The 12851-nt window shown below is 45.3% G+C and carries 12 protein-coding genes and 1 pseudogene; 5 read left to right on the forward strand and 8 right to left on the reverse strand.

The window, feature by feature from the left end:
• Positions 1-72: 72 nt before the first annotated feature.
• Both tgt and ACM0OZ_RS34720 read right to left on the reverse strand, forming a co-directional pair.
• A complete protein-coding gene (gene tgt, locus ACM0OZ_RS34715) occupies positions 73-1218 on the reverse strand; it encodes a tRNA guanosine(34) transglycosylase Tgt (protein WP_414587383.1) in 1146 nt (381 codons plus the stop codon).
• A gap of 187 nt (positions 1219-1405) precedes the next feature.
• Positions 1406-1858, reverse strand: coding sequence for a hypothetical protein (locus ACM0OZ_RS34720; RefSeq protein ID WP_414587384.1), 453 nt, complete (start codon positions 1856-1858; stop codon positions 1406-1408).
• Positions 1859-2166: 308 nt separating this feature from the next.
• On the opposite strand from ACM0OZ_RS34720, the gene ACM0OZ_RS34725 reads away from it, so the two are divergent.
• Both ACM0OZ_RS34725 and cobS read left to right on the forward strand, forming a co-directional pair.
• Positions 2167-2394, forward strand: coding sequence for a hypothetical protein (locus ACM0OZ_RS34725; protein WP_414587385.1), 228 nt, complete (start codon positions 2167-2169; stop codon positions 2392-2394).
• 66 nt (positions 2395-2460) lie between these two features.
• The gene (gene cobS / locus ACM0OZ_RS34730) at positions 2461-3240 is read left to right on the forward strand and encodes an adenosylcobinamide-GDP ribazoletransferase (RefSeq protein ID WP_414587386.1); all 780 of its coding nucleotides are present in this window, start codon (positions 2461-2463) and stop codon (positions 3238-3240) included.
• Between the two features lie 123 nt (positions 3241-3363).
• Here cobS and ACM0OZ_RS34735 read toward each other — a convergent pair whose 3' ends face one another.
• Positions 3364-3825 (reverse strand): PPC domain-containing protein, encoded by a 462-nt coding sequence (locus ACM0OZ_RS34735; protein ID WP_041033895.1) that lies wholly within the window; start codon positions 3823-3825, stop codon positions 3364-3366.
• 242 nt (positions 3826-4067) lie between these two features.
• Here ACM0OZ_RS34735 and ACM0OZ_RS34740 point away from each other — a divergent pair.
• Positions 4068-4175: pseudogene (locus ACM0OZ_RS34740) on the forward strand (ISAzo13-like element transposase-related protein); the annotation flags it as partial.
• A gap of 31 nt (positions 4176-4206) precedes the next feature.
• On the opposite strand, the gene ACM0OZ_RS34745 reads toward ACM0OZ_RS34740, so the two are convergent.
• A complete protein-coding gene (locus tag ACM0OZ_RS34745) occupies positions 4207-4887 on the reverse strand; it encodes a ComF family protein (RefSeq protein WP_414587387.1) in 681 nt (226 codons plus the stop codon).
• Between the two features lie 254 nt (positions 4888-5141).
• Between ACM0OZ_RS34745 and ACM0OZ_RS34750 the strand changes: the two genes are divergently transcribed.
• Positions 5142-7460 (forward strand): cytochrome-c peroxidase, encoded by a 2319-nt coding sequence (locus tag ACM0OZ_RS34750; RefSeq protein ID WP_414587388.1) that lies wholly within the window; start codon positions 5142-5144, stop codon positions 7458-7460.
• A 216-nt stretch (positions 7461-7676) separates the two neighbouring features.
• Here ACM0OZ_RS34750 and ACM0OZ_RS34755 read toward each other — a convergent pair whose 3' ends face one another.
• Positions 7677-8213, reverse strand: a complete 537-nt coding sequence (locus ACM0OZ_RS34755; protein WP_414587389.1) for a GNAT family N-acetyltransferase — start codon at positions 8211-8213, stop codon at positions 7677-7679.
• 255 nt (positions 8214-8468) lie between these two features.
• Here ACM0OZ_RS34755 and ACM0OZ_RS34760 point away from each other — a divergent pair, with 255 nt between their 5' ends.
• Positions 8469-10817, forward strand: a complete 2349-nt coding sequence (locus tag ACM0OZ_RS34760) for a cytochrome-c peroxidase (RefSeq protein WP_414587390.1) — start codon at positions 8469-8471, stop codon at positions 10815-10817.
• Between the two features lie 249 nt (positions 10818-11066).
• Here the strand turns inward: ACM0OZ_RS34760 and ACM0OZ_RS34765 are convergent, their stop codons facing one another.
• The 3 genes from ACM0OZ_RS34765 to ACM0OZ_RS34775 are packed head-to-tail and all read right to left on the reverse strand — an operon-like array spanning position 11067 to position 12649.
• Positions 11067-11591, reverse strand: coding sequence for a GNAT family N-acetyltransferase (locus tag ACM0OZ_RS34765; RefSeq protein WP_414587391.1), 525 nt, complete (start codon positions 11589-11591; stop codon positions 11067-11069).
• A gap of 23 nt (positions 11592-11614) precedes the next feature.
• Entirely contained in the window at positions 11615-12025 is a 411-nt protein-coding gene (locus ACM0OZ_RS34770; RefSeq protein WP_414587392.1) for a VOC family protein, read from the reverse strand.
• A 24-nt stretch (positions 12026-12049) separates the two neighbouring features.
• Positions 12050-12649 (reverse strand): tRNA-(ms[2]io[6]A)-hydroxylase, encoded by a 600-nt coding sequence (locus tag ACM0OZ_RS34775; RefSeq protein ID WP_414587393.1) that lies wholly within the window; start codon positions 12647-12649, stop codon positions 12050-12052.
• Positions 12650-12851 lie beyond the last annotated feature (202 nt).

Here is a 12851-nt window from a genome sequence, read left to right on the forward strand (position 1 = left end):
GCTGTCAGTAGATGACTAAGCTTGTCTAGGTTATCGGCTACTTAGGACAAGCTCTCATCTTTGCCCAAACAATTATAAAGAATTCCTGCTCACTGTTTCACCTGATTCCGGTGTGGGAGTCAGCCATTGGGCAAATTCTGTGGCAAATCGATCTTCTAATATTGCCTCTCGTATCCTTTGAGTAAAGCGAATGAGTTCGGTGATGTTGTGAATGCTTAACAAAGTGTAAGCCAAAATTTCTTGCGATCGCACCAAATGAGACAAATATGCACGGCTAAAATTTTGACAAGTATAGCAAGGACAAGTTTCATCTAAAGGCGTAAAATCTTCACGAAACTGTGCATTCTTTAAGTTCCACCGTTCGCCTTGTACCATCGCCGTACCATGTCTCGCCCAGCGGGTGGGTATCACGCAGTCAAATAAATCGACACCTGAAGCGATCGCGATCGCCATCTCTCGATAAGTCCCTACACCCATCAAGTAACGTGGCTTTTCTGGTGGTAGTAGCGGTGCTGTCGCTTCCACAATTTTTGCAATCAGTTCTGGCGGTTCGCCCACACTCACACCACCAATAGCATATCCGGGCAGATCCAACTGTGCTAAAGCAACAGCCGCAGAGGAGCGCAAATCGAGATGCACACCTCCCTGTACAATACCAAACAATGCCTGGTCACTGCGGTTATGTGCCGCGATACAACGTTCTAACCAACGGTAAGTCCTCAGCGTTGCTGCTTCCACATCTTCTCGACTCGCTGGGTATGGCGGACACTCATCAAACGCCATGATGACATCCGCCCCTAAAATATTCTGAATCTCAATCGAGCGTTCTGGTGTTAAATTAATAATTTGACCATCATGGGGTGAGCGAAACGTGACACCCTCTTCACTGATTTTTCGCATTTCGCTTAAGCTGAAGACCTGAAACCCACCAGAGTCAGTAAGAATCGGACCATTCCAGCCCATAAATTTGTGCAGTCCTCCACCTCCAGCCACAATTCCTTCACCTGGTTGGAGGTGCAAATGATAAGTATTGCACAATATCATTTGTGCTTGTGTATCGCGCAGTTGCGCAGGAGTGAGAGTTTTGACATTTGCTAGCGTCCCCACCGGCATAAATCGTGGGGTTTCCACCGGACCATGAGGGGTAAAAAAAATCCCGGCTCTAGCTTTCGTTTGGCTACAGCTGGTCAGACGTTGAAAAGAAAATTTTGCTTTCAAGAGACAATTAACCTTTATCAAACATTCAGCAACGCTCCTCGCCTCAAAGGCGAACCCGCCCAGGCGAAAAGCTCCTCAACGTCAGCTTTTTAGCTAACTGGTTATCCTAATTTAGCTGTATAAAGAGGTTTTTTACTAAAGAATGCTCAAAAAGCTGATAAATGAAATGCTGATAGCTGATGGAGCTTTAGAGTAAATCGGAATTATCGTCGTCAAATTCTGCATCCCATTTTGCTGATAGTACCTGCTCCATCATCACTTCTATATCGTTGACATTCAAGCAACGTTGTTGTCGCTCTTGCAAGGGAGTTGACAGAGGAATCAGTCGCAGACACACGCCTTCTTGCACTAGGTCAAAGTAAGTTTGTTTTTCTGAAGACTGTTTCAGTTCCAAGTAATCAAAACTGTGAACATTCAGGTAAAGAGCATGATTTGCGACTAGGGTAGAACGTTGTGGATTGGCAAATACTTCCATAACATCCCCTTCACCCTCGCTCTGCAACTTACCTGCGTAAGTGTAGATGTAGCGTACACGACCTAAATCCGTCAGCAATCGCCGCATATCAAGCTTATTTACAACCACACCTGTACTGATAATGCACGGGGCTGGTATCTTTGCGTGAGGTAGATGATGGCTCATAATTAAACAACTTCAAGAGGGTAGGTGAGATATAACACAGTAAAGCAGTCAAAACAACAGCTTTTTTGTCCCCTACATTTTAATCAAATATCAACTCTGTAGAGCGAATAACTCAAAAGCTGTCATAACTGGTTTTTAAGAAACAGCACTGCTAAACTGCCAGTGAACTAAATTTTGACTGCCTAACCCCAGCATAAAAGTGTTAATCCTATACAAACTTTTTAACTTTTTATACTGAGATAAGAATAACAAAATTTTTCAGATAAGTTTCTCATAAATGGAAATCTTATTTAAAGCTTTAAAAATTAATGCCTCTGTATATCGCTCAATTGTCAGTGTTATTCCTTAATTGGCAAAGACAGGGAATTGTTAATTTATTTAAAGAAGAACTCAGAACGCAGAACGCAGAACTCAGAATGCAATCAGTGGGGGATTGGGATCGGCTACTCATTGTTGACCACCAAATTCAAGATTTGGTGGGGCTTGTACCGTCCTACTTCGCACTTCATATCCACAGAACTCATGTTGAATCCTGATATCTAAACTTTTTTATCCTTCTGAGTTCTGGCAACTGAGTTGTGCGTCGTCTCTTGGTCAAAAATATGACTTATCGCTTTCACTGGTGGAAACAACTGCTGTTAGATATAGCAGCATCTCTTATATTCTATACTAGCATTCCCCTACCTTATGTAAACGGGTTAGACTTCAGGAAAGTGGCGCGGTTTGCCCCGCAAATAGGGTTAATCATTGGAGGAATTTTAGGGTTTTTTGATATCAGTATGAATTATTTTGGTGTGCCAACGCTAACCCGTAGCGTTTTGGTGGTGTGTCTTTGGATTGCCATTACTGGTGGGCTACACTTAGATGGAGCAATGGATACTGCGGATGGTTTGGCAGTGGGTGATCCAAAGCGACGACTAGAGGTGATGGCAGATAGTGCTACAGGTGCGTTTGGAGCAATGGCAGCAATTGCCTTAGTATTAATGAAAACAGCGGCTTTGACGGATTTAGAGAAATACCGTTGGTTGGTTTTGATGGTTGCTTGTGGGTGGGGACGTTGGGGTCAACAAGTGGCGATCGCCCAATACCAATACCTAAAACCAACAGGCAAAGGCGCACTTCACAAACAAGCGATTCGTTCCTACAAAGATTTGCTACCAGGGCTGTTATTGATGATGAGTTTGAGTGGTTTACAAATACTGCTAGACAAAAGTTTGTTTTTCGCCTTGGGAATGATACTCGCTGGAAGTGCGATCGCCACTCTAACTGGTGCTTGGTTTAACCATAAATTAGGTGGACATACAGGAGATACCTATGGCGCAGTCGTTGAGTGGACTGAAGCTTTATTGCTTTGTGTACTAACTGCTTTGGAAAATCTGTAAATCATAAAAAAATTTCTTAAGAAGAACGCAGAACACAGTTGGGTATCCCCATAAATAAATGCGCTTTTTACTATTCTGACGACTGAGTTCTGAATCCTGAGTTCTTTTTTAGAATTCATAATTTTATTTAACTGCCTGTAGCCGTGTCACCTTAAGTTTAAAAGCTCCAACGCCAGTTTCTCCAAAAGACCGGACGCGAATGACGTAATTACCTGTTTCCGTGATTCGGGTAAAAAGTAGGGAATTGCTGGTACCATCAGGACCATCGTCATTTTCCGCCAATGTTGTTCCATTGGGTCCCAGCAGTGTGATGATACAGTCAAAACTGTCAGATACCAGATCAACCGCCAGATTATCGCCCTTATTCAACTTCACCATGTAATCACGGGCAAATCCGCCTTGACCTGTGGGAATGTCTTTGTCAGAGAGTGTATCAGTAATTTCATTACCGACAGGTATAGAAAGTGGATTATAAAATTTATTGGCTTGAGCGAATGCTGCTGTTGTACCTATACCAATTGCTAGTAACGTGGCAGGAATGATTGTGACTTGTTTCAATCCCACCGCCAAACCCTTATTTATCATTCCAAAGCCTATTCCCACAAAAACAGAGTCATCTGGTTAATTATAGTTTTCTTAAGCAGAATTTGCCTATGCAGGGACACCGTAGGGGGTAATAATTCACGCGGCATTCAAAAAAATAATACCTACATAGTAACTTACTTATCACGATAGGGCTTTGCGCTCCTACACCTTTAAGGACTCGCGCAAAAATAACTTACCTGATAAATTGACAAAGTAAGGTAAGTGTGCAGTGAGATGTCAAGTATGCAACGGGGAAAAAAGTAAGTGATTCTGAGCTAGAAAATATCAACCTGGAAAAGCTTGATTTTCATGGCGAATGGAATTATAGGATTATACCCCAAAATGCTTGAAATGCTCCTTTAGTAGCTGGAAATAGGTAACTTATTTCTGCGCTACTCCTAAGGTAATAGCAGATGCTGCTAACCCTACAACTTTCATTCCAGCTTGATTGAGTGTTTGCATAGCAGACATAGCAGTCGCACCCGTTGTGTAAATGTCATCGACCAAAAGCACCGGAACTTCTGGAGGGCGACGAAAATCTTTGCCTATTCCAAAAGCTTCAGTTAAATTTTTGGCTCGCTCTCTTGCTGATAAAGAATATTGCGCTTCAGTCGCTCGCACTCTTGTCAAACCATTTTGTTTCAATTTTAATCCAGTTGTTTCGCAAAAACTTTGCGCTATCAATCCAGCTTGGTTATATCCCCGGTCTTTTTGCTTATTAGGGTGGAGTGGGATAGGAACAACCACAATCTTCTGCTCGTCAACGGGCGAATGCAATAGCCATGCTTCTCCTAAGCATTGACCCAAAGGACGAGCAAGTTGGGGCTGGTTTTCGTATTTCATTGCAGCGATCGCCCGTTTAAGGATACCGCCATATCTCCCCCAAGCAAATACTGGTAGGGGGTCTTTCCACAGAGATCTTGGGTCTTTTAGGTGACATTTTTGCAACTGTCTGGCACAGTTTTGACACAAGTCCTGGGACGTCGGACGTTGGCAAAGGGGGCAGTTGGATTGTAGAAAAAGGTTGAGTAAGCCTTTAAAATTTTGAGTCCAGTTTTTCATTTAAAGTCAATGACTACCTTCTACTTTACCGATACTTTGTATAAAAGTGGACAATTGTAAAAATTGTATAAAATAATTTATATTTTGCGTAAAATCGCTGAAGAAACCTGAAAAATAACTGAAGCCATATTTTATTTCGTATGGCTTCAATTAGATTCTAGAAACCCTGTTTAAAGCAGCACAGATTGTTGCAACAGACTTCTAGCATAAATTGACTCAAATTTTGGCAAAAAACCAGAAAAACAGAAAAACAAATGAGCCATGCTAGAAAAAGTAGCTATAGCGGCTTGCCTGAGTTAGAGGAGTCGAAAGACACCGAAAAGGCAACTAGGAAAAGCGATCATTCTGCTTTCCCGTTTATGTATGTGCTATCAAGGCTTTTACAAAGAATACAAATGATTGCCATTTGGGCAATGGGGATACTAAAAGGACTGACCCACTTAGTATCCAATTTGTTTAAAAGCAAACAAATAAAAAGGAGCACGACAATTGCTGCACTAGTGATGGCTGCAATCTTAGCCGGACATAGTGTATCAGCGCAGGTTAATGGACCACCTGCGCTCTCGAACATAGAGGTTCCAAAACCAAAGAATTTAGGAGATTTCGTAAAGGACGAAAAGGCTGCGATCGCCTTAGGAAAGTCTCTTTTCTGGGATATGCAGCTTGGCAGCGATGGCATCCAGTCTTGTGCCAGTTGTCACTTTCATGCTGGAGCAGACAGCAGATCCAAGAACCAAATCAGCCCAGGTTTCATTGATAAGACTTTCACCCCGGGAAAAGGTCCGAACTACCAGCTGACGGCAGCAGATTACCCATTTCATCAGCTGACAAACTCAGATGACAGATCCTCGCTTGTTGTCTCTGACAATAATGATGTTGCTGGTTCGCAGGGGGTCTTCAGGGCAAAATTTGTTGACGTCAATCCTGGCAGTGACAAGGACAAAGTGACGCCTTTGAAGGATGAAGTCTTCAATGTGAATGGCACGAACGTACGTCAGGTGACGGCTCGCAATTCACCGACGGTGATCAACGCAGTGTTCAACTTTCGCAACTTCTGGGACGGACTGGCTCAAAATACCTTCAACGGGGTAAATCCCTTGGGGTTGAGAGACCCTAATGCTTATGTTTTGAAAGCAACTAACCGGAAGCGGCTGGAAGATGTGCCAGTCAGGCTCAATAATTCCTCACTGGCTTCACAGGCGGTGGGACCACCGGAGAGTTCCTTGGAGACGGCAGCTGAAGTGACCAATGTCACCACGCCGTTGAGAATTGAGTTATCTGGAACAAACGATACTACTGTTAAGGTGTTCAACACCCAAGGTCAGACTGTTAACAATACCGTTGATGCGGAGGTCTTGGAAAACACTACCAACAGCGATGAGGACGCAAAGCGACTATCTCCTGGGTCAAATAATAAGCGTTTCAGAAGGGTGGGTAGGAAGCTCGGTAAGAAGTTTCTTGCCTTGACGCCTCTTGCCAAGCAGATTGTAGCTTATGATGACAGTGTTTTAGGTTCTTTAAGCAACTCCAGCGCCTATTCGTCTAAACCAGGTCTGAAAAAGTCCTACGAGGCGTTGATCCAAGATGCCTTCAAGCCGGAGTGGTGGGATTCAGATATCATTATCAAAATCAACCCACAAACCGGTAGGCGAACCTTCTCGCGCAAGAGAGGCAAGTTGAACACCAACGAATTCACGCTAGCGGAGTACAACTTCTCGCTGTTCTTTGGGCTGGCAGTTCAGGCCTACGAGTCAACATTGGTTTCTGCTGATACACCATTTGACCAGTTCTTAGCCGACAAGCCAAGCGCCCTGACTGATCAGCAAAAGAAGGGGTGGAACATTTTCCAAAACAAGGGTCTGTGCATTGGCTGCCACGCAGGATCGGAATTGACCGCCGCTTCAGTAAGTACCGTAACTCAAAGGGGACGAATCTCACGTGCGCCTGTGCGGGCTGGTGGGCGTCCTGAAGACACTGGCTTCTTCAGCATCGGCGTCAGACCTGCCAGCGAAGACCCCGGTTTGGGTGGTAATGACGGTTTGGATGGTAATGGTCAAGGCAATCCCCTGTCGGAAGTCCGGCTAGCCCAGCAGGGGAAATTTAAGCAGCTCCTCGGCGAAGACCCCCCTACGCTCAATCCCCCGCTTGATCCCAATGAAACGGTGGTTGCAGACGGAGCGTTTAAAACACCCGGACTCCGCAATGTCGAACTCACTGCCCCCTACTTCCATAACGGTGGTCAGGCGACGCTGGAACAAGTGGTTGATTTTTACAATCGGGGCGGGGACTTTGGAGGTTTGCCAGTGTTGAAGCTGACAGCCGACGAAAAACAGGATCTAGTTGCCTTTTTGAAAGCGCTGACTGATGAGCGAGTCCGCAATCAAAAAGCGCCCTTCGACCACCCGCAACTGTTCGTTCCTAACGGACATCCAGGAAACCAAAACTCCGTCACCAACGACCCTAGTGTCCAAACACAAGACGGTGTCACGCAAGCGACGGATGCTCTGTTGGAAATTCCTGCTGTCGGTCGTAACGGTGGCAATCCTCTGCCGAACTTCCTAGCAACTTCTTAAATGACAGGGATCAATCCCACCCCTTATATTGACCTTGTATTGTGCTAACTCATGAAAAGCCTGGTTTCCCAGGCTTTTTTAATAGATTTCTTGCAAAAGTATGTTCAATGGATATTTAGAACCACAGATGGACACGAGATTTACACTAGTTAATTATCTGTGTCCATCTGTGTTAATCTGTGGTTTGATTTTCTCCTTTCTTTGACTTGTGCAAGTCTAGTAGAGAACTTTGACATACACTCTATCGCAACGAGCGGTTTCTACACCTGTTGCCCTTTGATACCCGTTGCTTTCATACAGCTTGACTGCTTCGGTCAAAACACTGGCGGTTTCAATCCAAATTTGCTGAAAACCACGAGCTACAATCGCTGCTTCTAACTGTTGTAGCAAATATTTCCCTAGCCCTAAACCCCTAACGCTGGGTAAAAGATACATTTTGCGTATTTCTACGGCTTTTTGCCCTCCTGTGATCGGGTAATATGCCCCAGTACCCACAAGTTGGTTTTGGTATTCGATTACCCAAAACTCTCCCCCAGTTGCTAAGTAGTATTCTTCCACTTGCAGGACATCTCGGTCTGCTCCTTCTGGCTCCCAACTCAGACCGTATTCTGATAGTACAGACCGGATAATTTCAGCCACTGGAGCGCGATCGCCGTAAGGCGTGGCACCTGTGCAATCGCTCTGTTCCCAGTCACGAATCAATTGTAGAAAAAGGTTGAGTAAGCCTTTAAAATTTTGAGTCCAGTTTTTCATCTAGGGTGAACAACTCCCTTCTACTGTAAGTGATACTTGAATCAAAATTTATAAGTGTAAATTTTTGTAATAAATAATTTATACTTTGCGTAAATTTTCTACCTGAACCAGAAAAATAAGTAGAGCCATAGTTTGTTTCCTATGGCTTGATAATGGTTCTAGAAACCCTGTTTAAAGCAGCACAGATTGTTGCAACAGACTTCTAGCATAAATTGACTCAAATTTTGGCAAAAAACCAGAAAAACAGAAAAACAAATGAGCCATGCTAGAAAAAATAGCCATAGCGGCTTGCCTGAGTTAGAGGAGTCGAAAGACACCCAAAAGGCAACTAGGAGAAGGGATCATTCTGCTTTCCCTTTTATCCATCTGCTATCAAGGCTGTTAGAAGTAATACAAATGATCGCTATCTGGACAGCAGGGATGTTAAGAGGACTGACCCACCTGGCATCCAAATTGTCTAAGAGCACACAAATCAAAAAGGGCACGACAATTGCTGCACTAGTGATGGCTGCAATTTTAGCCGGACATAGTGTATCGGCGCAGGTCAGTAGTCCACCACCTCCGCTCTCGCAGATAGAGGTTCCAAAACCAAAGAATTTAGGAGATTTCGTAAAGGACGAAAAGGCTGCGATCGCCCTAGGAAAATCTCTTTTCTGGGATATGCAGCTTGGCAGCGATGGCATCCAGTCCTGTGCCAGCTGTCACTTTCATGCCGGAGCTGACAACAGATCCAAGAACCAGATCAGCCCAGGTCTTTTGGAAACAACTTTCACTACAGGAGGCGGTCCGAACTACCAGCTAACGGCAGCAGATTACCCATTCCATAAGCTGGCAGACCCGAATAACAGATTATCAACTGTTGTGTCCGACAGTAATGACGTCACCGGCTCGCAGGGAGTGTTTAGGTCAGAATTCGTTGACGTTGTTCCTGGAAGTGACAAGGACAAAGTGACGCCTTTGAAGGATGAAGTCTTCAATGTCAATGGCACAAACGTACGTCGCGTGACGCCCCGAAATTCCCCGACGGTGATCAACGCAGTGTTTAACTTTCGTAACTTCTGGGACGGACTGGCTCAGAACACCTTCAACGGGGTGAATCCCTTAGGGTTGAGAGACCCCAATGCTTTTGTTTTGAAAGCAACCAGCCCGAGGCGGCTGGAAGATGTGCAAGTTAGTCTCAATAATTCCTCTCTAGCTTCACAGGCGGTAGGACCGCCGCTTAATGCCTTCGAGACGGCATTTGAAAACACCACTATCATCTCACCGTTTCGGGTTGAGGAGTCCGAAGCAAACGATACGGTTAGCGTGACCAACGCCCAAGGTCAGACGGTTGAGAATAACCCTGATTCGCAGGCGTCCCAAAACAGTCAAAGCACTACCGACAGCGCTAGCTCCTCAACGCAACAACCTTCGCCATCAAGTCCCACGCCTTTGAAAAGGTTTGGTAGAAAACTCGGTAAGAAGCTACTTGCCCTGCAGCCGCTTGCTAAGCAGATTGTGGCTTATGATGATAGCGTTTTAGGTCCTTTAAGCAGATCGTCGCGTAATTCGCCAAGACTTGGTCTGAGAAAGTCCTACGAGGCGTTGATCCAAGACGCCTTCCAACCGGAGTGGTGGCGATCAAATGTGGTCATCCGAGTTGATCCACAAACCGGCGAGCGAACCTTCCTCCGTAAGCCGAAGCGCCGCTTGAGCACTATCGAATACACGCAGATGGAGTACAACTTCTCGCTGTTCTTTGGGTTGGCAATTCAGGCATACGAATCAACATTGGTGTCTGCTGATACACCATTTGACCAGTTCTTAGCCGGCAACACTAGCGCCTTGACTGATCAGCAAAAGAAGGGATGGGACATTTTCCAGGATCGGAACAAGGGTGGGTGTATTGGCTGCCACGCAGGATCGGAATTGACCGCCGCTTCAGTAAGTACCCTAACTCAAAGGGGACGAATCTCACGTGCGCCTGTGCAAGCTGGTGGGCTCGCCGAAGACACTGGCTTCTTCAGCATTGGTGTCAGACCCTCCAGCGAAGACCCCGGTTTGGGTAATCTTGATAGGAATGATAAAGATGAGTCAGGAAATCCGTTGGGCAATCCGCTCTCCGAGGTGCGGCTAGCTCAGCAGGGGAAATTTAAGCAGCTCCTAGGCGAAGACCCCCCTACGCTCAATCCGCCGCTGACTTCTAGTGAAACGGTGGTTGCAGACGGAGCGTTCAAGACACCGGGACTCCGCAATGTGGAACTCACTGCCCCCTACTTCCACAATGGAGGTCAGGCGACTCTGGAGCAAGTGGTTGATTTTTACAGCAGGGGCGGGGACTTTGGCGGTTTGCGAGTGTTGAACCTGTCATCACAGGATAAACAGGATCTCGTTGCCTTTTTGAAAGCGCTGACTGATGAGCGAGTCCGCAATCAAAGAGCGCCCTTCGACCACCCGCAACTGTTCGTTCCTAACGGACATCCAGGAAACCAGAACTCCGTCACCATCGACCCCAGTGTTCAAACACAGAACGGTGTCACGCAAGCCACGGATGTTCTGTTGGAAATTCCCGCTGTTGGTCGTAACGGTGGCAATCCTCTACCGAACTTCCTGGCAAGTTCTTAAATAACAGGGATCAATCCCACGCCTTAGATTGACCTTGAATCGTGTTGACTGATGAAAAGCCTGGGAAACCAGGCTTTTTTAATAGATTTCTTGCAAAAGCTTGCAAAAGTGTGATCAATCGATATTTAGAACCACAGATACACACGAGATTTACACTAGTTAATTATCTGTGTGCATCTGTGTAGCCTACGGCACGGCTTACGCCTACATCTGTGGTTTCATTTTCTCCTTTCTTTGACTAGTGCAAGTCTAATAGAGAACTTTGACATACACTCTATCGCAACGAGCGGTTTCTACACCTGTTGCTTTTTGATACCCGTTGCTTTCATACAGCTTGACTGCTTCGGTCAAAACACTGGCGGTTTCAATCCAAATTTGCTGAAAACCACGGGATGCGTTCGCCTCTGGCGCTGCGCTATTAAATAAGCTATAAAAGGCAATCGCTGCTTCTAACTCTTGTAGCAAATATTTCCCCAATCCTAAACCCCTAACGCTGGGTAAAAGATACATTTTGCGTATTTCTACGGCTTTTTGCCCTCCTGTGATCGGGTAATATGCCCCAGTACCCACAAGTTGGTTTTGGTATTCGATTACCCAAAACTCTCCCCGAGTTGCTAAGTAGTATTCTTCCACTTGCAGCACATCTCGGTCTGCTCCTTCTGGCTCCCAACCCAGACCGTATTCTGATAGTACAGACCGGATAATTTCAGCCGCTGGAGTGCGATCGCTCTGTTCCCAGTCACGAATCAAAAAATCTCGATAGTAACTTTTCATTCCCAATAACAGTATCGGAACCTCTAGACAAAGAACTCCATCCCCTCATAAGGATTTTCCTTTGCTGTCTTAATTCGTGTTGCCAAATCGGAAGCGTGAATCTCTAGTTTATGATGATTCGGGTCAGTAAAGTAAACAGATGCACCTTCACTGGTATTTTCCTGCCAAATTTTGGCTTGTGACTTTCTAATCCGGTCACTGATTTTTGCAAAATCTTGTTCAGAAACCGTGAAAGCAATATGGGTATACTCTTTGAGGGGAGCATCTCTGGTGTTTTCATCCTCAAAGATGCAAAACCACAAATCCCCCGCAAGAAAGTAAGCGCCTTTTTTCCATTTTGCTATCGCTTGAAAGCCTAAAACTTCTTGGTAAAACTGGAAAGATTCTTCCAAGTTTTTGACAGATAGATTGATATGATTAATACCAGTAATCATCAAGCTGTCTCTCCCCTGGTACTTTTAGCTATGGATACGGGGTTCTGGGTGCAAACTTGCTAACAACTCACTTTCGGCAACTGCCAACTCATCCAGTCGTTGCATAACAATTTCACGGTCAAAGTAAGTATCAGCAAGAACCCAGTATGTACCATAGTGCCGCGCCTCAGATGCCATCAAGCTGTGATAAAATTTCGCTAATTCTGCCTCAGGGCAGTGAATTGCTAACAATCGCAAGCGTTCGTGACTGCGAGCTTCAATTAAACCCGTGACGAGCAAAGAATCTAAAAACCGCTCTGGTTCTTTGGGGCGAACTTGTGCTTTTAAACCAGCACCGTAAGGAGGCGGCTGTAGGTTAGCAAGGGGGATATTCCGGCGTTCCAGCCATTGATTGACGAGTTCAAAGTGTTCTAGTTCTTCGCGGGCGATTTTGGTGAGTTCCCGCACCATTTTGGTATTAGAAGGGTAGCGAAACATAAAGTTTAACGCCGCACTAGCTGCTTTGCGTTCGCAGTGGGAGTGGTCGAGCAGAATAATATCTAAGTTAGATATTGCTTGTTCCACCCAAGCGGAACTGGTGGGTTGTTTCAGGGCGTTAATCGTCGGTAACTGAGATGAAAGCACGGATTTTGGGTTACAAAGCTCTACATTTTAAATTTAATCTGGAAATGTCTGATTGAAGTTGTATGTAAAACGTAGACGCAAGAACAGTGAGGTAGCTTTCTTGGTAAATCCCCACCCAGGCGACTGCATTGTTTGAATTTTTCATGCAAGCACTGCTTAATCCTCTAAAACCAGGCGATAAACAGTGGACTGCTGCTCAAGG

The organism is Scytonema sp. PCC 10023 (assembly GCF_963920835.1).
Taxonomy (GTDB): domain Bacteria; phylum Cyanobacteriota; class Cyanobacteriia; order Cyanobacteriales; family Nostocaceae; genus Kalymmatonema.